Source organism: Pseudoalteromonas mucoides (genome assembly GCF_049257175.1).
In the GTDB taxonomy this organism is placed as follows: domain Bacteria; phylum Pseudomonadota; class Gammaproteobacteria; order Enterobacterales; family Alteromonadaceae; genus Pseudoalteromonas.
The window spans coordinates 81,087-106,885 of sequence record NZ_JBMMUC010000018.1 but is presented as its reverse complement, the minus strand read 5'-3'; the positions used below and the strand labels follow the sequence as shown (position 1 = coordinate 106,885).

General features: G+C 37.7%; 23 protein-coding genes. 4 read left to right on the top strand and 19 right to left on the bottom strand.

Going from position 1 to position 25,799, the window contains the following annotated elements:
- Nucleotide 1: 1 nt before the first annotated feature.
- Nucleotides 2-433, top strand: a complete 432-nt coding sequence (locus AAEU30_RS18105; protein ID WP_421961737.1) for an acyl-CoA thioesterase — start codon at nt 2-4, stop codon at nt 431-433.
- Nucleotides 434-588: 155 nt separating this feature from the next.
- Here AAEU30_RS18105 and AAEU30_RS18100 read toward each other — a convergent pair whose 3' ends face one another.
- The 6 genes from AAEU30_RS18100 to AAEU30_RS18075 all read right to left on the bottom strand — a co-directional run bounded on the left by AAEU30_RS18100 (nt 589) and on the right by AAEU30_RS18075 (nt 7,036).
- A complete protein-coding gene (locus AAEU30_RS18100) occupies nt 589-1,908 on the bottom strand; it encodes a Na+/H+ antiporter family protein (RefSeq protein ID WP_421961736.1) in 1,320 nt (439 codons plus the stop codon).
- The gene (locus AAEU30_RS18095) at nt 1,905-3,896 is read right to left on the bottom strand and encodes a transglutaminase TgpA family protein (protein ID WP_421961735.1); all 1,992 of its coding nucleotides are present in this window, start codon (nt 3,894-3,896) and stop codon (nt 1,905-1,907) included. Before AAEU30_RS18095 ends, AAEU30_RS18100 begins: the two co-directional genes overlap by 4 nt.
- A complete protein-coding gene (locus AAEU30_RS18090) occupies nt 3,880-4,878 on the bottom strand; it encodes a DUF58 domain-containing protein (protein WP_421961734.1) in 999 nt (332 codons plus the stop codon). Before AAEU30_RS18090 ends, AAEU30_RS18095 begins: the two co-directional genes overlap by 17 nt.
- An 18-nt stretch (nt 4,879-4,896) precedes the next feature.
- A complete protein-coding gene (locus tag AAEU30_RS18085; protein ID WP_421961733.1) occupies nt 4,897-5,802 on the bottom strand; it encodes an AAA family ATPase in 906 nt (301 codons plus the stop codon).
- Between the two features lie 7 nt (nt 5,803-5,809).
- Nucleotides 5,810-6,199 carry a response regulator gene (locus tag AAEU30_RS18080; protein WP_421961732.1) on the bottom strand — a complete coding sequence of 130 codons (390 nt, stop codon included), beginning with the start codon at nt 6,197-6,199 and terminating at the stop codon, nt 5,810-5,812.
- A 537-nt stretch (nt 6,200-6,736) separates the two neighbouring features.
- On the bottom strand, nt 6,737-7,036 hold the full coding sequence (locus AAEU30_RS18075) for a hypothetical protein (RefSeq protein WP_421961731.1): 300 nt from the start codon (nt 7,034-7,036) through the stop codon (nt 6,737-6,739).
- A 404-nt stretch (nt 7,037-7,440) separates the two neighbouring features.
- On the opposite strand from AAEU30_RS18075, the gene AAEU30_RS18070 reads away from it, so the two are divergent.
- Nucleotides 7,441-8,130 carry a metallophosphoesterase gene (locus AAEU30_RS18070; RefSeq protein ID WP_421961730.1) on the top strand — a complete coding sequence of 230 codons (690 nt, stop codon included), beginning with the start codon at nt 7,441-7,443 and terminating at the stop codon, nt 8,128-8,130.
- Nucleotides 8,131-8,261: 131 nt separating this feature from the next.
- On the opposite strand, the gene AAEU30_RS18065 is transcribed toward AAEU30_RS18070, so the two are convergent.
- The 4 genes from AAEU30_RS18065 to AAEU30_RS18050 all read right to left on the bottom strand — a co-directional run bounded on the left by AAEU30_RS18065 (nt 8,262) and on the right by AAEU30_RS18050 (nt 10,800).
- Nucleotides 8,262-8,834 carry a MiaE family protein gene (locus AAEU30_RS18065; protein WP_421961729.1) on the bottom strand — a complete coding sequence of 191 codons (573 nt, stop codon included), beginning with the start codon at nt 8,832-8,834 and terminating at the stop codon, nt 8,262-8,264.
- Nucleotides 8,835-8,907: 73 nt separating this feature from the next.
- Nucleotides 8,908-9,540 (bottom strand): sulfotransferase, encoded by a 633-nt coding sequence (locus AAEU30_RS18060; protein WP_421961728.1) that lies wholly within the window; start codon nt 9,538-9,540, stop codon nt 8,908-8,910.
- A gap of 5 nt (nt 9,541-9,545) precedes the next feature.
- Nucleotides 9,546-10,424 carry a substrate-binding periplasmic protein gene (locus AAEU30_RS18055; RefSeq protein ID WP_421961727.1) on the bottom strand — a complete coding sequence of 293 codons (879 nt, stop codon included), beginning with the start codon at nt 10,422-10,424 and terminating at the stop codon, nt 9,546-9,548.
- Nucleotide 10,425: 1 nt separating this feature from the next.
- Entirely contained in the window at nt 10,426-10,800 is a 375-nt protein-coding gene (locus tag AAEU30_RS18050) for an MAPEG family protein (protein ID WP_421961726.1), read from the bottom strand.
- A 109-nt stretch (nt 10,801-10,909) separates the two neighbouring features.
- Here AAEU30_RS18050 and AAEU30_RS18045 point away from each other — a divergent pair, with 109 nt between their 5' ends.
- Nucleotides 10,910-12,259 carry a DUF2254 domain-containing protein gene (locus AAEU30_RS18045; RefSeq protein ID WP_421961725.1) on the top strand — a complete coding sequence of 450 codons (1,350 nt, stop codon included), beginning with the start codon at nt 10,910-10,912 and terminating at the stop codon, nt 12,257-12,259.
- An 84-nt stretch (nt 12,260-12,343) separates the two neighbouring features.
- On the opposite strand, the gene AAEU30_RS18040 is transcribed toward AAEU30_RS18045, so the two are convergent.
- From AAEU30_RS18040 to ggt, 3 genes are all read right to left on the bottom strand, one after another.
- Nucleotides 12,344-13,054 carry an SIMPL domain-containing protein gene (locus tag AAEU30_RS18040; protein WP_421961724.1) on the bottom strand — a complete coding sequence of 237 codons (711 nt, stop codon included), beginning with the start codon at nt 13,052-13,054 and terminating at the stop codon, nt 12,344-12,346.
- A 108-nt stretch (nt 13,055-13,162) separates the two neighbouring features.
- A complete protein-coding gene (locus AAEU30_RS18035; RefSeq protein ID WP_421961723.1) occupies nt 13,163-14,857 on the bottom strand; it encodes an NAD-dependent malic enzyme in 1,695 nt (564 codons plus the stop codon).
- Nucleotides 14,858-15,047: 190 nt separating this feature from the next.
- Nucleotides 15,048-16,802, bottom strand: coding sequence for a gamma-glutamyltransferase (gene ggt / locus AAEU30_RS18030; RefSeq protein ID WP_421961722.1), 1,755 nt, complete (start codon nt 16,800-16,802; stop codon nt 15,048-15,050).
- Nucleotides 16,803-16,889: 87 nt separating this feature from the next.
- Between ggt and rrtA the strand changes: the two genes are divergently transcribed.
- Complete coding sequence (gene rrtA / locus AAEU30_RS18025) at nt 16,890-17,477, top strand: rhombosortase (protein WP_421961721.1); 588 nt, start codon at nt 16,890-16,892, stop codon at nt 17,475-17,477.
- Between the two features lie 27 nt (nt 17,478-17,504).
- On the opposite strand, the gene AAEU30_RS18020 is transcribed toward rrtA, so the two are convergent.
- The 6 genes from AAEU30_RS18020 to AAEU30_RS17995 form a co-directional block, all read right to left on the bottom strand.
- Nucleotides 17,505-19,997 (bottom strand): S9 family peptidase, encoded by a 2,493-nt coding sequence (locus AAEU30_RS18020; RefSeq protein ID WP_421961720.1) that lies wholly within the window; start codon nt 19,995-19,997, stop codon nt 17,505-17,507.
- A gap of 126 nt (nt 19,998-20,123) precedes the next feature.
- Complete coding sequence (locus AAEU30_RS18015) at nt 20,124-21,296, bottom strand: endonuclease/exonuclease/phosphatase family protein (protein WP_421961719.1); 1,173 nt, start codon at nt 21,294-21,296, stop codon at nt 20,124-20,126.
- Nucleotides 21,297-22,229, bottom strand: coding sequence for a YeiH family protein (locus AAEU30_RS18010; protein WP_421961718.1), 933 nt, complete (start codon nt 22,227-22,229; stop codon nt 21,297-21,299).
- A 130-nt stretch (nt 22,230-22,359) separates the two neighbouring features.
- A complete protein-coding gene (locus tag AAEU30_RS18005; RefSeq protein WP_421961717.1) occupies nt 22,360-23,508 on the bottom strand; it encodes a 5-(carboxyamino)imidazole ribonucleotide synthase in 1,149 nt (382 codons plus the stop codon).
- A 1-nt stretch (nt 23,509) separates the two neighbouring features.
- Nucleotides 23,510-23,992, bottom strand: a complete 483-nt coding sequence (gene purE / locus AAEU30_RS18000; RefSeq protein ID WP_087534035.1) for a 5-(carboxyamino)imidazole ribonucleotide mutase — start codon at nt 23,990-23,992, stop codon at nt 23,510-23,512.
- 153 nt (nt 23,993-24,145) lie between these two features.
- Nucleotides 24,146-25,732: an ABC-F family ATPase gene (locus AAEU30_RS17995; RefSeq protein WP_421961748.1), complete on the bottom strand. Its 1,587-nt coding sequence runs from the start codon at nt 25,730-25,732 to the stop codon at nt 24,146-24,148.
- Between the last annotated feature and the right edge of the window lie 67 nt (nt 25,733-25,799).

The window sequence follows — 25,799 nt, the reverse complement described above, 5'->3', positions numbered from 1 at the left end:
CATGACAACTGAAGTTAATCGCGATGAAATCATTGCACAGCGTATTAAAGACTCAACTACGTCAGTAACAAAAACTGTTTTTCCTGGCCGTACAAATCACCACAATACGTTATTTGGTGGTGATGCTCTTGCTTGGATGGATGAAGTAGCCTTTATTGCTGCAACACGTTTTTGCCGTAAACCCTTAGTGACGATTTCATCGGACAGAGTTGATTTTAAAGAAGCGATACCGGCAGGCACATTTGCTGAACTAATCTCAAAAGTGGTTCATGTAGGAAATACAAGCTTACGTGTTGATGTAGAAATCTTTCTTGAAACAATGCACAAAGATGACAAGCATTCAGCTATTACAGGTAGCTTTACCTTTGTTGCTGTTGATGATAACCACAGACCTACACCGGTTGTGTGCGATAAAATGATATTCGGTTTTTAAATTTAGAATATTCAATAGCACTCCTTGTGAGTGCTATTATTACACCCACAAAAGAACACATCATACTATATCTTTATATTAAATAATCTAATCACCGAGTAGAGAGTGAATACTGAATAGGTCAAAGAGAGTAATGTTTAATTCTAGCAAAACGGTTATAACACCATGGCAGCTATCCAACCAAAAGCAAGCAGTGGTAGGTTAAAGTGAATAAAGGTAGGCACTACTGAGTCCCAAATATGGTCATGTTGACCGTCAGCATTTAAGCCAGAAGTTGGGCCTAATGTTGAATCAGAAGCAGGGGAGCCGGCATCGCCTAAAGCGCCAGCCGTACCAACAAGAGCAGCAGTCGCCATAACAGAAAAGTTTAACTCTAAGCATAATGGAACAAATAGGGTGGCTATTATTGGCACCGTTGAAAATGAACTACCAATTCCCATGGTTATCATTAAGCCTACCAATAAAATTAATGCTGCTGCTAAAGGTTTATTACCTTCGATAATACCAGCAGCACTTTGCACTAAAGACGCAACATCACCTGTTGCTTTCATAACAGAAGCAAAGCCTTGTGCTGCAATCATAATAAAGCCAATCATTGCCATCATAGCGACACCTTTACTAAAGACGTCGTTATTTTGCTCCCATTTAACAATACCAAATAAGCTGAAAATCATAACGCCAACAAGGCCGCCTAATATCATAGAGCCACTCACATTCTGCGCTATTAATGATGTTAATACCGCGGTAATACCGACCAGTAAAACTTTTTTTGGCTGCTGCACTGTTACGTTAATAGTTTGCTCTTCAAGTTCATTGACTTTGTAATTACGGCGTTTTCTGTAACTGATGAACACAGCAATCAAAAGTCCGATGAACATGCCAATGGCTGGAATTATCATGGCCATAGGTACTTGCGTATTTATAATTTGCAGTCCGTTTTCAACTAAGTTTTTATGTAATATTGAATATAAATAAATTCCGCCAAAACCATAGGGTAAGACCATGTATGAAGTTGCGAGTCCAAACGTTAGAATGCAGGCAATGGCTCTGCGGTCTAATCGTAGTTTATTAAACACAATTAATAATGGTGGGATCAAAATTGGAATAAACGCGATATGCACCGGAATAAGATTTTGTGATGAAATAGCACATATCAGTATTATCGATAATATAAAGTAACTAAGCGCAGTTTCGCCTTTATTTGAAGTGTTCACTTGCGATAACAATTTTGCGGCTAGAATCCTAGTGAGACCTGATTTTGAAATCGCAACGGCAAAGGCGCCCAGCATGGCATAACTAAGCGCGATTTCTGCGCCGCCAGACAAACCCGCATTAAATGCATTTAATGTCTCCGATAAACCTAGCCCTGCAGTTAACCCTGCAACCAGCGCGCTAAGTGTCATAGCAACAATAACATTTACACGAGCCAACGTTAGCCCAAGCATTAATAAAACACCAATTACAACTGCGTTCATAGAGATCTCTTAGCTTTTGTTTTAATTGATTTTACCAGATCACAGCTATGATTTTTACGTTGCTGAGTAAATTCCTCACCTTTATATCGTACATCGCTGTATAACTGAGCAAACTGCAGGAAAAATGAACCTTTTTCAATAAAATGCTCACTCGCTAGCTTGAGGTATTGCAGTGGTGTGAAGTGGGTACTTTGATTAAAACCGTTTTTAGCGCACCAAAGTTGAATCTCTTTATAATGCTTTGCTAGCAGGTGCTCATCCAACATAGGTTTTTTTGGCCAATTTAAATAAACAAAATAGCTAATAAAAATAATGATGATAGTTAAAATGACAAATAATGAAATTTTCCATAGTTGGCTATTACCAAACAAGCGTTTCAAAAATGAACTTTGCTTTTGTTGATCAAAGCCAAGCACCCAATTTGTCCACTTGTAATCTAAGTTTTCTAAATTTAAACGCAACCAATTAAACCCAGGTATTTGGTTAAACCTGAGCAAACTAAATTCTAAGTTATTAGTAAACTCACTATTGAGTGATTGCATCTGTGACAGTGAACCTGTTAATCGCTCTGGAGAAACAACCGCGGTTGCATCAAAAATTTGCCAGCCTTTACCCTTTATAAATACCTCGACCCATGCATGAGCATCGTATTGATATACACTTAAGTAATCATCTTGCTCATTTAATTCTCCACCCAAATAACCCGATACAACTCTGGCTGGAATTCCTACAGTTCTAAACATAAACGCAGCTGCACTGGCATAATGACCACAAAAGCCCCGTTTATTATTAAACATAAATTCATCAATAGTATTATCACCCATCATAGGCTCTGGCGTAAGAGTATAAGCAAAGCCTTGATTTGAGAAATGCTCTGTCAAAGCAGTTAAAAATTCACTGTCGTTGTTACTGTTTTTATATAAAGACAGCGCTAATTGCTGAGATTGCACATTATTTAGCTCAGAATTTCCAAGTGTTAAGTTCTGATATCGATTAATTTTATTTAATGGCGAATCATTAAAAGACGAAGTCTTAACTTCATAATTTATATTATTACTTAAGTACCGTTTACGAATAAGCAAACCTTGCTCTGTACTTTTCACATCAGGGTTTGTTGAATAAGCTTGGCCTATGCCATATAACCAAGGCTTTGATGAGGGCTCAGCAATAATGTTGTATTGCGATTCAAATTGGGGGGCATCTTTTGCAGATGTTTTATTTCGTTGCTGGCTCTTTAATAAGTCCGATACTAGCCACGTAGTCCCATCAAATTCATCATGAATTATAGCTCGCCAATAGTATGGTGGTGCAGGGGGATTATTAGCACTTAACTTCGCTCTAAAAACAAGCTCATCTGAACGAGATAGTTTTGCTATATCAAAAGGGTTAACACTTTCAGATAACCCTGTTTTCGCAAGTTTTGGCCCAGGTAACTGCCAAAACGCAGGGAGTTTGGGTAGAAATAACAGTAAAAAAACAGCGATAGGTAAAGCAAGCAATAACATTTTACCACTTTGCTTAGACGCTATCTTTAAACTATGTTTATTTTCTATAAGTGCAAGCGCTGCAAAATTAAACACGTACAAAATACTCACGCATAATGTTGCAATGATTGACTGTGAGAAAAGATAAACGGTAGAGAGACTAAAAAAACTTAATAAAACAATTGATTGATAATGTTTTTTGGTTTTTGCTTGCAACAATTTAAACAAACTGGACAAAATAAGCATAGCAACAAACAAAGTTACCGTATCACCAAATCCAATATCGTAAAGTAATAAAACAAGAGAAAGAGCGGCCAAAATATTTGCATATAATGTGCTTGGTTTAGGCTTCTTCATTAAGGTGATTGTAAAATTCCAAGCACACAACAAGGCCAATAACGCAGTAAATATGGGAGTCAGTTCAGACATAATAAATAAAACGACCAAGCCATAAACTATCGACAAGGTGAGATTTATTGCTTTTTCGTTATGAATGGTCGGCATCTTGATTCTCAGTGTTTACCTTAAAACGACTCAATGCCATTAAACAGGCATTAAAATGTTCTGAGCCTTTAGCCATTGAATAAAGCTGACTATTTAACTTAAGGGCAAAAGCATGATCATGCAAATGAGCTTGGGTGATCAAATAGCTTAAGTGGCTTAATCTTGTTTCGGCATTACCTTGTAATTGAGAATAATCGTAGGTCATCGGTGTAGAAGCAAAGTTAACAAATTCTTTCACCATAAGTTGCTGTGTTTTTGCATAATGCTTCCAGGATACTCTTTGCAAGCCCATACCATGTTGGTGATCAACCAAGGAGTCAAATTCATCAATTCCATTGGCACGTTTTAAATCGCCATTAGAATTATGGTCATCAACCATTAAGTTATTATTTTTATTTGGATTAATTTGCTCAGGGTATACAAAAACAGTTTCTTCGATTTGCATATAACTCCAAACAGAAACTAAACCAAACGGGTATTGGCTTAGCAATTTAATGCGTTTTAACGGATAGCTACCTCGGTTTTTATAAGGCAAGGATACTGTAATGTTTGTTCTATCTTTTATGTTATCTAGGTGATGCAATATTTGTTTTTGATAAATAACATTAAATGACTGGCAGAACTTATCGGTTGAAATGTCGAAAACTAAGCGGGGTGAAATAGGGGAGTAGTCATTATTTTTTGCTTTGAAATGTATCGTTAAACCTTTGACATTGGAGTAACCAATTAAAATAGCCAGTACCAAAACAACTAACATTAAATAAGCCATGGCCAAAATTAAGTTGTTTTGGTAATTAATTCCTAATATAAAATTTAGAACGGCAACAAATAAAAAACCACAGCCCATTTTTGAAGGTAAAACATAAATCGTATTATGTTTTAGGGTAAGCGTATTACCTGTATGTTTGTTTTTTAACAGCTTACTAAAGAGTGCTTGTTTGAAGTCAGCAAATAAAAAACCACTCTTTTTGTTCTTGAGCATCTTTGCAAATAGCATATATTACAAAGGAACTGGCACAGCGTTTAATAGCTGTTTTATTTGTAATTCACTTGTTTGTTCATCAATTCCTAATCGATGAGCTGCCACACTTTTAAAAACAGTTTGTACATCATCTGGAGTGACAAAATCTCTACCCTCGATATACGCCCAAGCTTGTGCAGATTTACCTAATGCTATACTAGCTCTCGGTGATAACGGATTTGCAAAAATTCCGCTTTCTCGGGTATAAGATACAAGCTCAATAATATAATCAACAATGGGTTCAGCAATGCTAACTTTTGTAATTTCTGACTGTATATCAATCAATTGAGAAGAATTAATTCGTTTTGGCAGGGAGTCATAATCTCGATTATTACCCCCTAAAATAAGCTTTTTTTCAGCTTCTTTTGGTGGAAAACCTAAACTAATTCGCATCATAAAGCGATCTAATTGTGACTCTGGTAAAGGGTAAGTACCTGATTGATATAATGGATTTTGTGTAGCAATCACAAAAAACGGGGATGGTAGGGGGTATATTTCACCATCCATTGATACTTGTTTTTCTTCCATTGCTTCTAACAAAGCACTTTGCGTTTTTGGACCGGCTCGATTTATTTCATCGGCTAACACCACTTGACTAAAAACCGGCCCTTTATGAAATGTAAAAGTGTGCTCACTCGAATTAAATATACTTGCACCTAGAATATCTGATGGCAGTAGATCACTGGTAAATTGAACACGTTGGTATGACAGGCCTAATACAGATGCAAGAGCATGAGATAATGTGGTTTTACCCATACCAGGCAAGTCTTCAATGAGTAAATGGCCTTGGCTAAATAAGCAGGTTAACGCGAGTTTAATTTGTGTTTTTTTACCAAAAATTACCTGTGATAAATCATCAATAATAGCTGTAACTGTAGAGTGCATAGTAACCTTAAAAATGTTCGACTATTTCTAATCGCTTCATTACTGTATCAACTTTTTTTACGTTGAATGGTTTAGCAATAAAACCTTTAGCGCCAAGCTCCCACGTATTTTGTACGTTCTCTAAACTATTATGCCCAGAGCACATCACAACATGGGTATGTGGGTAATTATCATCTAAAAACTCGAGAATTTCAGTACCGTCGGTATCTGGCAACTCAATATCGAGAAAGATGACATTAGGAGATTTTTCTTTGATTAATGATTTTGCAGATTCAAAATCACGGCTTTCTAAAATATCTTCAAAGCCTAACTCAGTTAAGATTTGATTTAAGTAGTCACGAATATCTTGAACATCATCAATAATCAAAATAGGTTCTAACGGGCGCACAAATTCCATATTGTTTACTTCTTGTGATACAGCTTAAATTGTAGTTTCAATACTAAGCTAAGCGATAATGAAGCTCAAGAAAGATACCGTAATAAAACCAACTATTTGAAATAAACCACTTTAATGTCCGATACCGTCTAGTATTGGACATAGCGAGAGTGTGCAGACCATTAAAAACACACTAAATAGCGCATTACTTTAATAACCTATAATTTATATTATGTTAAATACAGTATCTTCTTTTACTTAAACCTGTTTCCCTTGTGTAAGGGGCTGTTCATTTCTAGAATAATGATGATATGAGGATTTTCGCCCTCGTCTTTTGGAAAAGACCATTATTACTGCGTTTGGCTAACCCTGAGCGCAATATTAGATAAATTTGGATTACGCTTGGTTTTAGACAAAACCTGTTCAAACTGACTCATTAACCGATCATTCCTGCTCATTGTACGTTTAGAATTAGATCATTGTTGATCGTTTAACTTTCCTTTAAATACACTTTAAACGCTTTTTAAACACTGTTTAAATATTTTGAGCTGTCGATATTTAAACTTTTTCGGCAGCTATGATGGTATTGAACGTTGGGCCTAGCTCAACTGTGATCATAAAACTCTGGTACGATATTTTTACTTGGTTGCCTATATAAGCAAACGTATTTGGGTTTTGAACAGCGTTCATTAGTTCGTGTATTTGCTCAATTGCTAGTTGGCCCGTTAAGAACTTTTCAATTTGAGCGCTGCTGACTGTAACAGCGCTACTATATATAGGTGCATTTTTACGTGATAACTCGTTAAGTAAATTTACAGACAAGCGCCCTAACGTAAATTGTTGGTTGTCTGGTGCCAACTTTTTAAGTGCTAACTTAGCTACTTGTAAGTTTACCTGCTTTATATAGTACAGCTGAGATTTTAAAACTGCTTCATTAAATTATGGTGCCGCTGTTTTTAAATGACTGTCGATTAACTCATTACTTATTTACGTCAGCAATATCTTCTCGAGTATCAGTATTGAATATCTGGCTTTGAGTTCTATCGATACTTCATTTAAAAAATCAGCTACTAGGTTATTAAAAGCCTTTTGAGATGTATAATTTTTTTATACGATTTAATATACCGTGTTTATACTTCTAATAAAATCTTGCGTTAAAACATCATGCTTGGAACTTAGCACGCTAAATTGCTATAGTAGTTTTAAACCCTTAAATGATGGAATATATGCCTTTTTCAACTGCTTGCTTATCAAAATCACACATGCATAAACATCTGCACATTGAGCAGGATAAACGTGTTTTTGTTATTGGTGATTTAGACGCTGATTTTGAAAAGTTCATCAACGCCCTGCACTCTGTTAATTTTGATTATGAAAATGATGTTTTGGTGATGCTCGGAGACGTAATTGACCGCGGCAATGACAGCACAAAACTAATAAAGTACGTAATTGAACATAATCTAATTATGCTGCTGGGTAACCATGAACATATGATGTTAGCGTCTCTTATTGATATAGACTCCGATGCTTTTGAGCTTTGGGTGCAAAATGGTGGTGCTTGGCATTTTAATGAAAGTGAAGAAAATTTATCACTTGTTTGTGATTATCTGAAAACATGCCCGATAACACTAAAGCTCCATTTTCAAAATGAAGTGATAGCTTTATCACACACTGCACCACTTACATGTGATTGGAACAATTTAGAATTAAATGAAGAGACACTATCAGCAGATACAGTAGTACAAAACTTTTTATGGGATAGAACTCGTGTAAAAACCAAAAGTAATAAAATAAACCCCGGTGTATTATTTTCAATTCATGGCCATAATACAACCAAATCCCCCTATTGGCTTGGCAACTCTTATCATATTGATACAAATTATTTAGCCGGAAAGCCAAGTATTATTAATCTAGCTGACTTAATTTTGCAGTATCGCACATTAAAAAATTAATTTTACAACATACATTGCTAATCAACTGATTAATAATCAATTTATCACTAATGATAATAAATATTACTGAATAAAATTAGGCTGTTAAAAACAAATAACAGCCTATTTAACATAATTAAAATAATGCTTTATTAGTGTAGTGCAGCTGTAAAAGGGATACTTTTACAAATATTTGCTTCTGCTATTAATATTTCCTCTAGTCGTGTATCAACATCTTTTTTATCAAAATATTCGTACGCTAGTTCTACAAATAAATTTTTATGTTTTTCTTCTGATTTTGCAATCGCCACATAAAAATCTTTTTCTTTTCCTTCAGGCAATGCTTGAGCAACTAAAGAGAATCGTTCGTGTCCCCTAGCCTCTATAACGGCACCTACAAGCAGTCTGTCCATTAAAAATTCGTCACGGCCATTTCGAAAAACAGCGCGGATTTGTTTAACGTAAGGATCTTTTTGGTCATTACCTAAATTTACGTCTCGGTCTAATAATAGCTTTAAAACTTGTTTGAAATGAATCATTTCTTCAAGTGCTAAGTCTGTCATCGCTTTAACAAGTTTTCGGCGATCGGGGTAATGTGAAAGCATAGACATTGCCATGCCTGATGCTTTTTTTTCAGCTGCTGCGTGATCTTGTAAAAATGTATTGAAGTCAGCGAGTACTGCTTCTGTCCACGAAAATGGAGTATGGTATTTTAATTCAAACATGGTTAATTTTACTCTTAGTTCAATGTGGCAATTTTATCGTAATTAACTTATAAAATCTTGCTTTGAGCAGTAGTTAATAAAGTAGCCTATCAATTTTTCCATTAGCAGTAGACGCTATTTTTAGCGGGTGTTTAATGTTATTCCACGCTGTTACTTTACCGCCAATATTCATTCTTTCGAAATCATTCATAGTGTCAGGAGCTGAAGATTTTATAAAATCACATAATGAATTGAAGCTTTTAGACTCGCTGATATCGATTTTTAGAAAGTCACTCTCTCTTGCTGAAAAATAGTGGAACGCTTTATCTCTGTGCTGTTTATATATTTGGCACAGGTAATCATCAGACTCAAGGTTTTCTAAATTTAAATTAGCAAACGTATTTAAATAGCAACGTTTTATATGCGGATTGAATCCACCATCTTCACGAGTTAAATTTTTAAACATTCGGGTTAAAAGTTGACGAATCGAAGGTAGCCATAATGACGTTTCCCGCTCAAGATATATAAACTTTGAGCCAGGGTATGCTTTATCTAGATATTGGTAATCATTAAAAATGGGCGTGTCAGCAATAACTTGTGCATCTTTGAAACATTGTTTTGTATAAGCCGTGTGCGCACATCTGTAGCCAAGTTGCAAAAAGCTATGGCATACACTGGTTGTGCCAGTGCGAGGCAAGCCGATAATAAAGATTTTATTTTCTTTCATTGTAATTATTCGTTTGGATTAAACCAAAGTTGTTTATTTTCAAGAGGCGTTAACTTTGACATGTGATTGTTTTTTAGATGGATAATGGTTTTTTCATGTAACTTTGCATTAGCAATTGCTTGAGAAAAATAATGTGTAAATAAGCGGTCAAACTCGCCATTTTCATGCATTTTTTCTAAGCCTAACTGTATTGCTTGGTGTATATCAGGGCGCTTGGAGTTTACAAAATAATAAACGGCTGCTGGATATGAAAGCGCAATATTAGGTACGACTTGAATATTCGTTTGCTGTCCAAGTTGTTGCAATTCCCAATCAACTTCTAAAATTGAGCGGGGAAAAGCATCTCCTCGCCCTTTTATGAGCATATTAAAAAGTGCGTCATATGTCGTTGAGGTTGATACTGTTAAGTTATTATCACTAATAATATCTGTATCAGGCCAGTCGTGGCCTTGGATAAAATCAATTTTATTAAGGGATTGTAAGTCTTTGATTGTTTGAAATTTAGAAAGTTTATCTTGCGTAGTTAGCAGTAATCGCAAGCCATACAAACCTTTGTAAATAGGGATACGTACAGGATTAAAGGTACGTTCTCGTTCAATACTTGTCATTGACCAAGCAATATTAACTAAATCGCCCTGTTCAAGCTCTTTTAATGAACGACTTTGCACCATTTTTACTGAAGATTCTAAAGTATGTGCGCGGCCACTATGTTCTAAAGCAAACTTAAGTAGTACCAGTGGGTACCAATTATCACTTTCATGTTCTCGTTCGGGCTTTGGGTATATTACTTTTAACGGTTGTTCTTTGAGTAATGACTCTTCACTGTGTGCATATGTACAGCATAATAACGTAACCAATGGCACACAAAGTAACCGTAATTTCATATTAGAAAAGCCGACTGAAAATTAAGAAGAATCCTGCTAGTGCCAATGTTGCAAAAGTTGATATCATTCCAATAACTCTTAATTTAAAAGTTCCGTCTTTGATTGCGATACTATGGCAAATGCGACCAAATACCAGTAACGAACCAAGAATATGGCAATAGTGACTACCTAGGCCCTGAAATTCAGCTAAAAATATTAAAATTAAAGCAAATGGAACATACTCAATAAAGTTTCCATGAGCACGCGTTGCTCTGATCAGCGCTTCATTATTATCAGTACCCAGTGATATTTGGTTTGCTTTACGTACTTTAACTACATTCATACTTAAATAAATATACATAAAAGCCAATACGGCCGCATAGAATGAAATAATCACGCGTTAGTTCCTATAATTTTTTTCAATGATACCACAAGTTTAGGTATGAAATAGTTACATGCTAGCTTTTTATGATAACGTATTAGAATTGCGGATAAAAAGGATATATATGTTTGTTCCACGAAAGATTGCTGATAATTATCGAGAAATGATTAACAGTATTGGTTTTTACCCTTCTATGCTGTCTGTGGGCTTTTTACTGTTTGCCATTATTACTATGTCTATAGAATACACAGCACCTATCGTAAAGTTAAAAGAGCTTATTGCATTTTTATTAGTCGATAGCGAAGAAAACGCACGTACTATATTAAGTACGCTAGCCGGAAGTATCATTTCTTTAACTGTGTTTAGTTTTTCAATGGTGATGATTGTTTTAAATACTGCTAGTGCAAGCCTTTCACCCAGGGTGATACCAGGTTTGATCACTCGTAAATCCCATCAACTTGTTTTGGGCTTTTATTTAGGCAGTATTATTTATTCAATCATCATGCTTATTAATATCAAGCAAACCCCGGGAGGTGATGTTTCAATACCAGCATTGGGTGTGTTTTTTTCCTTGGTCTTTGGCTTAATTTCATTAGCTTTATTTGTTTATTTTATACATTCGATTTCAAAAGCAATCCAAGTCGACAATGTGCTTAATGATTTATTTAAAGATACCAAAGGTGTTATCAAGTCGATAATCAGCCGTCAAGAAGAGCATAATATTACTGAATTCCCTAATTTTTCTGACTGGCATTCAGTTAAAAGTACCACAGAAGGCTATTTCAAAGGTGTTCATTCAGATAAATTATGTGAAATTCTAGCTCAAGAAGATTTAAAGCTCTTTATTGCTGTTAACCAAGGGTATTTTACTGTTAAAGGTTACCCTTTTCTTAAGTCAGATAAAGATCTTACTAATAACCCTGACCTCATTGAAAAATTATTAGACTGTTTTATTTTTTATGTAGAAGAATATATTAGCGACCATTATCGTTATGGCTTAACGCAAATTTCTGAAATTGCAGTTAAAGCCATGAGTCCAGGAATTAATGATCCCGGTACTGCCGTTAAAGCTATTGATATGCTCAGTATCTTATTGATTGAACGCTTAAAGATTAGTGATATCAATTATTCACTCAAACACGCTCAAGACACACCACTGTTATATATTCATGAAACCTCATTTGAGGAGCTATTACATGATAACTTCACCCCACTACGTAATTATGCAAAAGCCGATGCGTATGTAATGACAAATGTATTAGAGGCATTTAAGAATATTTTGTTCGTCGCAAATGACAACGAAGATGCCACTGAAAAGTTATTCAATTACCTTGCTGCAATAGTAGATGATATTAATGAACACACGACTAATTTGTATGACCGTACCGAAGTTATTAATATGCTGAATTCAATAGCTAGAATCTCACCTGAGCGTGGTGATATTTTGCTTGAGAGATTTGAACAGCCAAATTAAAAGGGTATTTGAGTAGGTTAATTAAAAAAGTCTCCAGCTGGAGACTTTTTATAAAACGTAAACATTTTATCTAAAATGAGTTTATTAATTTTCAATCAAATAGATAGCGTAACTTGATGCTGAAATCGTGATTTCACCAGCATGGTATGAGTCAGGGGTTACTGAGCCGGATTCCGCATCGGTTGACATTGCCATTTTAGCTCTTACATAAGGTTGTACACCGGTATCCATCGGCTTCATAGATGCACTGTAAAGGCCTTTAAGTTCTACGCCATAATCACTTGCAAACTCTGATGCTGCTTTTTTAGCGTCTTTAATTGCTAATTTTTGAGCTTGATTATGCAGTTCATTATATTTGCTAGATACAAACTGAGTTTGATTAACTTGGTTTATACCCCCATTGACCAGGCTTTGTAAAAGCGTAGGGTATTTATCAACATCATTAAGCGTTAATGATAGACTACGAGATACTCTAAAACCAACAAACTCTTGTTTGTTAGTCTCTCTATTATACTGTGTCTCACGGTGAATACTGATTTGCCCTGCATTTATATCTTTAGCTAACACACCCGCTTGTTTAGAAAGTTTAATCGCTTTAGCCATGGTTTTATCAGCTTTTTCTTTTGCTGCCATAAGGTTTTTGTCAACTTCGAGTATGCCAACATTAAGTAAAACACTGTCTGCAGCTGTCGTGATTTTAGCTTGACCTTGAATATATATATGCGGTGCACTTGGTGTGCTTTGGGCAAACACATTGAAAGTCATCGCGGCTGCAAGTAAAGGTAAGTAACGCATAATGTTCCTCATTAAGTGAATTAGGCTTATTAGATACCCTAGCTGGTTAATTTAAAATGAACAAGCATAAAAAAACAGGCCGTAGCCTGTTTTTATTAACGTTATTAATTAGATACTAACGCGTTTATAATTACGGTATTTTGGTAACCAATAGTTAGAATCAATTGCAGCCCAGAGCCTATCATCGCTTATTTCAAGCGCCGCACCCTCTTCGATTGCTTTTTTGGCAACAGCAAATGCAATGCGTTTACTTAACGTTTCAATCTCTGTAAGAGCTGGCAACAAGCTACCTTGTCCAGTGTTTGCACGAGGTGAAGACTCAGCTAAGATCTCACTTGAGACCATTAGCATTGCATCGGTAATTCTGGTTGCTTTTGCAGCAATGACACCCAAGCCAATACCCGGGAAGATATAACTATTATTACACTGTGGAATAGTAAACGTTTGGCCTTCATACACAACAGGTGCAAATGGGCTACCAGTTGCAACAATTGCGTTGCCTTGAGTCCAGTTAATTACATCTTCAGGCAAGGCTTCTACTTGTTTAGATGGATTACTTAATGGGAAAATAATCGGCTGCGCACAATTACTGTGCATTGCGCGAATAACTTGCTCGGTAAATAATCCTGGTTGTCCAGATACACCAATTAGAATGTCAGGCTCTGCACAATGCATAACATCAAGTAATGACGCGTATTCGCCACTGTAAGTCCATTGTGCTAAGTCATCGGTTTGTTGCGCAAGCGCTTGCTGAAAATCACGAAGACCTTGCATACCTTGTGTTAATAAACCAAAGCGATCAACCATAAATATTTGGCTACGTGCTTGCGTATCTGAGATACCTTCAGAAACCATCTGGCTTATGATTTGTTCAGCAATACCACAACCGGCAGAACCTGCACCGACAAACACTACCTTTTGTTCAGATAACTTTGCATTCTTCACGCGACATGCTGCAAGTAATGAGCCGACAGTTACGGCTGCAGTCCCTTGGATATCATCGTTAAAGCTACAAATTTCATCACGGTAGCGCTTCAGTAAAGGCATCGCGTTAGGCTGGGCAAAATCTTCAAACTGTAATAGCACATTTGGCCAACGACGTTTAACCGCTTTAATAAATAGATCTAAAAACTCATCATATTCGTCTTGGGCTATACGTTTATGGCGCGCACCCATGTACATTGGATCATTTAATAGCTTTTCGTTATTTGTACCAACATCAAGCATAACGGGTAATGTATAAGCTGGGCTAATTCCGCCACAGGCGGTATATAACGAAAGCTTACCAATTGGAATACCCATGCCACCAATACCTTGGTCGCCTAGACCTAAGATACGTTCACCGTCGGTTACTACAATAACCTTTACCTTACCTTTGGTAGCATTACGTAAGATGTCGTCAATTTGATAGCGATCTTCGTATGATATAAACAAGCCTCGTGCACTTCGGTAAATATCTGAGAATTTTTCACAGGCATCCCCCACTGTTGGGGTATAAATAATGGGTAGCATTTCTTCAAGATGATCACGTACTAAACGGTAATACAGTGTTTCGTTATTATCTTGAATTGCGCGTAAATAAATGTGTTTATTAAGGTTATCGTTAAAGCTTGAATATTGTTGATAGCAGCGTTCAACCTGTTCTTCGATCGTTTCGTAACGAGGTGGTAATAAACCCGCTAGGTTGAAACTTTCACGCTCTTTTTGTGTAAATGCACTACCTTTATTTAACAGAGGAGTTTCGATCAGGCCAGGGCCTGAGTGATGAATATAAAGATAATTTGGATCGGTATTTGTAGTCATAATTCCAAGCTTAGCGATGTCTTTAATTGTGATCTGCCATTATTAGGATTGAACGTTAAAAAGCAATGACATTCAATCTTGTCAGACCATTTACAGTAAGAGAAATGTACGGCATAAGCCATACTTACGCCATATTGTACAGTATCTTACTAATTCAAATAAGGGGTATTTATGCTCATTAAGCACAATACTATTTATCGCCAAGGGCGATCCCTTCACGTCGTGGATCTGCTGCACCGTATAAAACGCCTTTTTTAACTTCAACAGCGTGTAGCCCTGAGTTCAAATCAACCACTTTAACAGTATGACCGCGTTTCATTAACTGTGATTTTAATGCGGCAATGTCCGCGCCTTTTTCTAAACTGGTATAACGGTTTCTATTTGTAACGCGGCCTAAATTAATCGCTTGTTGGGCGGTTAAATCCCAATCCAGTACCCCAATTAATACCTGTGCTACGTAATTTATTATACGGCTGCCACCGGGTGAACCAACCACTAAGCGTAAGCTTCCATCTTTGTTGAATACCATCACCGGCGACATAGAACTTCGTGGGCGTTTGCCTGCCTCAACTCGGTTAGCTAATAGTTTGCCGTCTTTTTTCGGTGATAAGGCAAAATCAGTTAATTGGTTGTTCAATATATAACCATTGACCATAACAGTCGAACCAAAGGCCATTTCAATTGAACTGGTCATCGAAACCGCATTTCCTGAACTATCTACAACCGATACATGAGTAGTTGAAGGTAACTCATAGGCATCATCCTGTGCATAAGCTAATTTGTCTTTAGGCTCTCCGGCTACAGCTGGTAAGTCTTTTTCAGTAATAAGGGCAGCGCGTTGTTTGATATAATTTTCCTCAAGAAGTTCTTGAGTAGGAATATAGGCAAAATCAGGGTCGCCCATATACACATTGCGATCGGCAAATGCTAAACGTGATGCTTGGGTAAAATAATGAATGGCTTGCTCGGAATTAGGCTTGAACTGGGCCATATTTTTACTTTCTAGTAATGCTAATATCTGTATCACAGCAACCCCACCACTACTTGGCGGTGCCATAGAGCAGATTTTATAATCATGGTATGGCGCGCACACAGCATCGCGTTGCACACTTTTATAATCAGCCAAATCCTTAAGTGTTAAGGTACCAGGTGCTACTTTACTTTGCTGAACAGCCTCTACCATCTGCTTAGCATTATCTCCTTTATAAAAAGCATCAATGCCCTTTGCAGCTATGTCTTTATATAGATTGGCTAATGGCTGGTTTTTCTTTACTGTACCCACAGCTAAAGGCTTACCATCTTCAAAAAAATAATCTCTAATGACATCAAGTTTAGTAACGCCAGGGTTAATTTGCTTAGCAAGTAATGCATGCAATCGAGGAGAGACAACAAATCCTTGCTCTGCGAGCTCTATCGCAGGATTAAATAGTGTGCGCCAATCAAGTTTTCCGTATTGTTTATGAGCATTTGCAAGTGCATGTAAAATGCCTGGCACACCGACTGAGCGCCCTCCTACAACTGCCTCAATCCATTTTGCAGCTTTACCATGCTTATCTAAAAATAATGTTTCATCTGCATTTTCAGGTGCAGTTTCACGTCCATCAAAACTTGTTAGCGTGTCAGTTTTTTTATCGTAATACATCATAAATGTACCACCACCAATGCCTGACGATTGAGGTTCTACCAATGTTAAAACAAGTTGTGTAGCAATAGCGGCATCAACTGCACTACCGCCTTTGGCAAGAATTTCTTGCCCTGCTTCAACTGCATAAGGGTTAGCAGCAGCAATCATAAAATTGCCACCAACGACCTGCTGTTTAACTTGATGGCCTGTGGCAGCTTCTGGTTCACGAGTTTCGCGTGGTGTTGTTGCACTAATAGCTAAAGAAGGAATACATAATAATGAGGCAGTAAATGCCAGTGCTTTTGGAAATGTTAAAAACATAAAATAACTTTATTGCGCCTAGGTGTTTGGCATCTTAAAGTTAAACGTGCACAATATGCAAAAGTTTGCTGTAAAAATAAGAAAAAAATGGTTAATTTACCTCTCCAACCCCGATACGTTCTACCACCACTGTGTTTAATCGCAATCAGCTCACTCTTTGCTGTTTTTAATTTGAACGATTTTTTAGAGTTCAATCGTCAGTTAATTGACCAAGGTGAGGTATGGCGATTACTCAGCAGCCAATATGTGCATGCTAATTGGGCACATTTAGGCTTAAACTGTGCCGGTATATTGCTCATTTGGTTGCTACATGCCGAACACACTACACCGAGTCAATATGCACTGAACTCATTAATTCTTGGTATTTGGTGTGGCTTAGGTATTTATTTCTTTTGTCCAGATATAAAAATTTACACCGGGTTAAGTGCCCTATTGCATGGTGTGATTGTCTGGGGAGCTATAAAAGATATTAGTATAGGTATGAAAACAGGCAGTTTATTATTTATAGGGATCTGGCTCAAAATAGCACATGAGCAATATGCAGGTCCTAGCGCTGAAGTCGGTCAACTAATTGCCTCTCGGGTGGCCATTGACGCTCATTTAATTGGTGCAATTGGTGGCATTGTACTAGCAACGCCGGTGATTCTTAAAATGATAAAAAAAACGCCAAACTAAGTTTGGCGTTTTCATTTTTAATTAAATTTACAGTGTTTCTTTAAATAACTTATAGATACGACGGTATTCATCTAACCAGCTCGAAGGCTGCACAAAACCATGCGGCTCTACAGGGAAAATTGCAGTCTCAAAGTTTTCTTTTTCAAGCTCAATTAAACGTTGCACTAAACGTACTGAGTCTTGGAAAAATACATTATTGTCAACCATTGGTGCGTTAATCAATAAGTGGTTTTTCAATCCCTCTGCATAGTAGATTGGCGAGCTTTTTTCGTAAGCAATTGGGTCAACGTCTGGGTGATTTAAGATATTCGACGTATATGGCGCATTATAGTGAGCCCAATCTGTTACCGGGCGAAGTGCTGCACCTGATTGGAATAGATCTGGCTGTGTAAATAACGCCATAAACGTCATGAAGCCACCGTATGAACCGCCGTATGTGCCTACAGCACCGGTATCAACATTTGCATTTTCGGCCATCCAACTTACACCATCCATTAAATCTTGGGTTTCAGGTGTGCCCATTTGGCGATAAATCGCAGTACGCCAATCACGACCATAGCCTTTTGATGCGCGGTAGTCCATGTCCATCACTACGTAACCTTCAGAGGCTAATAAGGAATGAAACATAAACTCACGGAAATAACCTGACCAACCCATATGCGAATTTTGCAAGTAACCTGCACCGTGATTAAAAATAACGGCTTTACGATTTTTACCACTTTCACCTTCAACATAATCGGCTGGATAGTAAACTTTTGCGTAAATAGGCTGATCTGTATGGCTTGATGGCACAGCAACAATTTTAGGTGCTATCAGTTGTTTTGCTAAAAACTCACTTGATACCGTATTTGTAAGCTGCTTTGCACTGGCATTTGCTTTTGCATCTGCTACATAAAGCTCTGGCGGAGCCATTATTTTAGAGTGTGTTAATAATAACTTGGTTTGATCAGGGCTTAATTGGTAATCCGTCATACCATCTAAGTTTGTTATTTGCTCAGATTGCGCTGTTTGTGGATCAACACGATAAATCTCATACAGGCCTGGGTGCTCAACGTTAGCTTTATAGTAAATAGCACTATTGTCATCGCTTAGGGTTAAGTTAGATACAACAAACTGACCTTTTGTAAGTTGGGTTGCTTTACCATTTAATGATTTTTTATAAATATGGCTATAACCCGACTCTTCAGATAAATAATAAAGTGTGTCTGAATTATTGAGCCAACCAAAATCATTGTAAGTATAGTTTACCCATGCATCATCATGTAAACGGTGCTGAGAAACCAATTCATTGTTGTCAAAATCAACAGATGCAATCCAACGGTCTTTGTTATCCCATGCCTCTAGCATTAGTGCTACTTGTGAGCCGTCGTGATTCCATGTAATGGCACTTTGTGACCAGCCCCAGTCCATGATTAGGTTAATTGAACGAGGTTCTTTTTTCGACTCGTATGTTTTGCCCTCACGTGCATAGTTTTCTTTTTTCACTGCAGCAAGTACGTCTTCATCAAAACCAGGTAGCGTGTCAAAAGAGAGTGTGTGTTGTGTGTTATTTTCTAAATTAATATAAATCACTTCTGATGTCTGTGGTTTAGCATCAGCGACACGACGACGAACTTTTTCAGCGTTTACACCCGCATCATCGGTAATATAGTTTGGCATGATATCACTGTCTTCACGCCATGAACGATTATCTGTTACTACTGCAATTAATGCTTTACCACTTGGTGATAACTGAACATCAGTGATTTTATTTCCTTTACCTAAATAAAATTGTGCATTAGCAATACTTGCGTTTTGACTCTTTAATTGCTCTTTACGTTCTTGTTTATCTAGCTTGTTTTTATGCGTTAAGGCAATGTAGTCAATCAGTTTGTGTTGTTCTTTAGCGATATATGTATTTGGCTCTTTTACACCTTGAGGTTTATCTGCAAGGTGAAGATTTACCAGCTCTACACGTTGACCTGTTTTTAAATCAACTTTAAAAAAAGCATTTGCTTGGCGAAATGCTAATGAACCATCATTTAGAAATTGTGGTTTTGATTGTTTTGCACTGTCATGGGTAATTTGAGTAATCTGCGATGTATGCGTATTTTTTACAAATATATTGCCTTCAAATGCGTACGCTTGTAATGACTTATCTGCTGAATAAACTGCATTTTTAGCGCCAAGAGCGTGCATTTGTGATAACGCTACTTGACTTGCTTGTTGACCAGAAATTGCTTGGGTATAAAGGTCTCGCAGTGTGTTACCTTGTTGTTTTTGAGCATAAACAACCGTTTTCGAGTCAGCAGCCCAAAAAGCACGTTCTGGTTGGCGACCTAACCAGTCAGGATGCGCCATCGCTTGTTCAAGCGTAATTTCACTGCTACCAGAGTCAACAGGTGTTGCTACAACACTAGCAACTGGGGTATTTGATACTTCTTGAGTAGAGGTCGAGGCGGTAGTTTGACAACCAGCAAGCATAAAGCTTGATGCAATTGCCATGGCGACTAACGTTTTATTTGCTATTTTTAAGTTCATGGTGCTTCTGCTTAATAGGGGAAGATTATTATAATTCCTCCAATTTAAGCAGAAGCACCATAGGTATTGCAATTATTTAGGATAAACAGCCAAAGTTTACCGTTAAATAACACGTTAAATAACACGTTATTTAACTAGTATATCTAACCACACCATACGATGATCAGAAGATGCATTTCTATCCTTTATCAAACGATACAGTTCACTATTTTTAGTTGGCCAAAAAACGCCGCCGCTTTGAACTGAAATACCATAGGTCGATGGCAATACATAATCAACACGAGCTTGCCAATGTGCGGTATAAGCCGCGGCATACTTATCACTATAACTTGTCGCAGCCCCCTTACTCACCGGCACAAATTGACTATTAATAAGCGGGTTTGCTAATAGTTGGTTTGTTGTGTTTGGGCGCTTTTTATCGCCCTCTGGTGCTGCATTTAAGTCACCAACAATAACAAATCGAGAATTATCTTTAAGCCCGCCTTTAACCCCTTTATCATCATAAAGGTAACTTGCGTTTTCAATATAATCTTTAACTAACCTAACTTCATCGTGATTACGTTTGCCATTTCTGTCTTCATCGCCGTCAAAAACAGGAGGTGTTGGGTGCGAAGCAAGTAAATGAACTGTTTTCCCTTTAATATCGATGGGGAGGTCCAAAAAAGATTTCGAACTCAAGCGCATTGCTTGCCATTCATCATTATCGTACCAATTCTGTTTGGTTTCTGGGTTAACTGGCATTTGCGCATCAGGCATGTCTTTATATTTAAATGTTTGCAATGAGCGCACTTTATCAAAATCAATTGGGTAACGAGATAGCACAGCCATGCCATAGTGACCAGGGAAAAAACCAAAACCATAAGCGTCACCAAGCTTACCCGTTTTTTTACCATCGTTATCAAAGTCAAACTCTGACGCAATCCCAGTATTAACAGGGCCTATATATGTGTAAGGGTAGTTAATAGCAGGTTGCTTATTTTGGCTTACTTTTAAGTAATGCTGTATAAAATAATCAATCCCTTGGGATTTACTTACATAATCAAATTCATTTAACAGCAAAATATCAGGGCGGACACGCTGAATAATTTCTGCAATGTTTTTTATCTGCTGATGGTCGCTTTTCAGCGCATTTACTAACGCATTCGGATTAACATCAGTACCAGGAGCAGTATAATTAGTGGCATCCATACTTACGTTAAAGGTCGCTACTCGTAGATTTGTCGCAGCACTTGCGGTATTTACCAAAAAACTCGTTACACACATACTCGCTACGGTGGCAACAATCAGTTTTATCTTCATTTAAATGAACCCGTCTAAAATTAATATTAAAATAACACTACTGACAACAACCCACAAAAAGATCGCCATTAAAAAGGGTTTAACACCCGCTTGCTTTAAAACGCTTATTGATAAACCACTGCCGATTAAAAATAAGGTCATCACCAACAACTGTTTAGCTGCGCTATTGAGTAATGACCAAATTGAAGCGTAATCTGGTACATACGTATTTATTAAAGCTGCTGCTAAAAAGCCTACAATGAATAGCGGAATGCTGGCTTTTTCTTCTGAACGCCAAAACACACCAGCTAATGTGGTATATGGGATGATCCACATGGCCCGAGTTAATTTAACGGTTGTTGCAATACTTAATGCTACAGCACCATAAGTTGCAGAAGCGCCAACGACACTGCTCGTGTCATGAATAGCTAATGCCGCCCATAGTCCAAATTGCTCTTGGCTTAAATTAAAATAATGGCCAATAGCAGGAAATAACAACAGCCCTACACCATTTAATAAAAATACAACGCCTAACGCGACTGCCACTTCATGGTCTTTGGCTTTAATAACTGGTGCCATGGCGGCTATGGCACTACCGCCACATATTGCTGTACCAAATGAAATTAACACGCCAGTGTTTCTGTTTAATTTAAAAACTTGAGTAAGTATTTCACCCAAACCAATAATAGCTGTAATACTGACAATTGTGAGTACTAAAGAGCTTCGACCGACTTCAATAACTTGGTTAAAATCGACGGCAAAGCCCAAACCTACAACGGCTGCTTTTAGCATCCATTTACTCGCTGTTTGAGAAAGCTCAGCAAACGGGTTTCCAACAATGATTGCAAATGCAGCGCCCATAATAAGGGCTGAGCCTGCACCAATTAGTGGAGTAAGGCATAAGCCTAATAACAGTAAGTAAGCTAGCTTATGAAAGTGTGTTGCCGTAGCCATTATATTCCTAAAAAAATACTTTTTAACGATATCTTATATAGGCTGACATAAACGATTGGATAAAAAAAGAAAAAACGATAGATGGATAGTACAGAAATAATAAAGCCGAGCTTAATGCTCGGCTTTATTATTAATTCAATATAAGGGAGGTACTGGTTGCAAGTACACCAGGGTATTGCTCCTCTGGTAGGTATTCAGCAAGTTCAGCTAAGCGCTCTCCGAGTTCGTGCAAACTTGCGGCTGAAACATTTATATGTCCCATTTTGCGCCCAGGCTTTGGTGTTTTTCCGTACCAATGGCTTGTTACATTGTCTACTTTCAAAACATCGTGTGGGATAACAGACTGACCAAGAACATTGATCATCGCACTGACTTGTTTAAGTTCTGTGCTACCAAGTGGTAAGCCTGCAACTGCCCGCATATGATTCTCAAACTGAGAACAATGCACACCCTGCTGTGTCCAATGCCCAGAATTATGCACGCGTGGTGCTAATTCGTTCACTAACAATTGTCCATCAACATCAAAAAACTCAATAGCTAACACGCCTACATAGTTAAGCTCATTGGCTATTTTGTTAAATGCATCTTCTGCTTGTTGCTGAATAGCTGATTTTTCTTTACCCGCTACTGACAGTGTAAGTACGCCATTGGTATGCTGGTTTTCTGTTAATGGATAAATAACAGTGTTTCCTGACTTATCACGAGCACCAATAATTGACACTTCACGGTCAAATGGAATCATTTTCTCAGCAATAATTGTGTGTGGCATTTGCTCAGAACCCGATGCAATAAAGTCGGCCATTTCAGACCAGATTTGGTCGATTTGATCATCTGACTTTAAACGCCACTGCCCTTTACCATCATAGCCTGCTTGGCAAGTTTTGATAACGAGAGGTTTACCAAGTGCTGTTACCGCCTCAACAAGGTGTGCTTTTTTAGTAATGAGTTTATAAGGTGCACAAGCGACTTCAGTTTTACTTAACAGTGCTTTTTCAATTGCACGATCACCGCCGGTTTTAATGGCCGCTTTACCCGGATAGAATTTATTACTGGCACAACACAGTGTAAGCACATCATCTGGTATGTGTTCAAACTCAGCAGTAATTGCATCAACCTCAGCAATGCTTTGCTCTAAGGTAGTGCTGTAAACTTCATTAGTTAAAGGGTGAACAATTTTTTTGCTGCCAACATCATAAGCAACAACATTTAAATTCAATGGTGCTCCCGCTAAACTCATCATTCGAGCAAGCTGACCGGCACCTAAAATTAAAATTTTCATATTACTCTGCAGGATTAGGGTTGGCTAAAATAGTCTCTGTTTGTTCTTTGCGGAACGCTTCAACTTTTGCGAAGATCTCAGGCTGTTGACAGCCTAAAATTTGCGCTGCTAATAAGCCAGCATTTGCAGCGCCTGCATCACCAATAGCTAGTGTGCCAACAGCAACGCCTTTAGGCATTTGGCAAATAGATAATAATGAGTCAACACCGTTTAGGGTTTTAGACTTAACTGGCACACCTAATACAGGTAACGATGTAAACGCAGCGGCCATTCCTGGTAAATGTGCTGCACCACCGGCACCAGCAATAATAACTTTAATACCACGATCTGCGGCTGAACTTGCATAATCAGCAAGTAATTGAGGAGTTCTATGTGCAGAAACAACTTTTGTTTCATAAGCGATGCCAAATTTATCAAGCATAATCGCTGCGTGTTCCATAGTTGGCCAATCTGATTTGGAACCCATAATAATGCCAACAGTCATAAATACTCCTCAGTAAACTAATTTTCGAACTAATAGCGGACTTATGTCCTCATTTTAAGGCGGTCATTATACACGTATTAAATATAAAATCGCGATAAACAGCCAATAAAAAAGCCATGACATGCATGGCTTTTAACTATTCAAAATACAGCGTTATGCTTCTTTGCTGGCTAAATACTCAGAGTATGTGCCTCTAAAGTCAATAATCTTAGAATCTTTCACTTCCCAAATACGAGTAGCAAGTGACGATACAAACTGGCGATCATGTGATACAAACAACAAAGTACCTTCGTAGGCTTCAAGGGCTAAGTTTAAAGCTTCAATCGACTCCATATCCATATGGTTGGTTGGCTCATCCATCAACAATATATTTGGCTTATGCATCATAATTTTACCAAATAACATGCGGCCTTGTTCACCACCTGAAATAACTTTGACTGATTTTTTAATATCATTTTGTGAGAACAACATACGACCTAAAAAGCTGCGAACGACCTGTTCGTCATCGCCCTCTTGTTGCCATTGCTCCATCCATTGGAATAAGTTCATATCTTGCTCGAATTCATCGGCGTGATCTTGTGCATAATAGCCAATATTTGCATTTTCAGACCACTTAAATTCACCTTGTTTTGGTGCAAGGCGACCTGCTAATGTGTTTAATAGTGTTGTTTTACCAACCCCATTTTCACCGATAATGGCTATTCTCTCACCCACTTCAACTAAGCCTTCAAGCCCAGTGAAAAGCATTTCTTCAAATCCTTGACCTAGATTATTAAGTTCTAGTGCATTACGAAACAATTGTTTTTCTTGTTCAAAACGAATAAATGGCGTTTGACGAGATGACGCTTTAACTTCATCAAGTTGGATTTTGTCAATTTGTTTAGCGCGAGATGTTGCCTGTTTTGCTTTTGATGCGTTCGCCGAGAAGCGAGATACAAATTGCTGTAATTCTGCTATTTGGCTTTTCTTCTTCGCATTTTCACTTAACAAACGTTCACGGGCTTGCTCAGCCGCAAACATATATTCATCATAATTACCTGGGTAAAGGCGTAACTCACCGTAGTCTATATCAGCCATGTGTGTACACACAGAGTTTAAGAAATGGCGGTCATGAGAAATAATGATCATGGTGCAATCACGTTGATTCAATACATCTTCAAGCCATTTTATCGTGTAAATATCCAAGTTATTGGTCGGCTCATCCAACAACATTATATCTGGGTCTGAAAATAGTACCTGGGCTAACAAAACACGCAGTTTGAAACCCGGTGCTATTTCTGACATAGGGCCATAGTGCTGAGCAGTATCAATACCCACGCCCATTAATAATTCACCGGCTTTAGATTCAGCTGAGTAACCATCCATTTCTGCAAACTCAGTCTCAAGATCAGCAACACGCATGCCATCTTCTTCACTCATTTCAGGAAGGCTATAGATGCGGTCACGTTCTTGTTTGATTTCCCATAGTTCTTTATGGCCCATGATCACAGTATCAACAACTGAATATTCTTCGTATGCGAACTGGTCTTGGTTTAGCTTAGCTACACGCTCATTGGGATCAGTACTAACGTTACCAGATGAAGGCTCTAACTCACCGCTTAAAATCTTCATAAAAGTAGATTTTCCACAGCCATTAGCGCCTATTAAACCATAACGGTTTCCTTCGCCAAACTTTGCAGAAATGTTTTCAAATAATGGTTTAGCACCAAATTGCATGGTGATGTTAGCTGTACTAATAATAGCGCTACCCTCCAAGGGGAAATCATAGAAATTTAATTGGCTGGAGTTTAAACCAAAACAGGTGTTT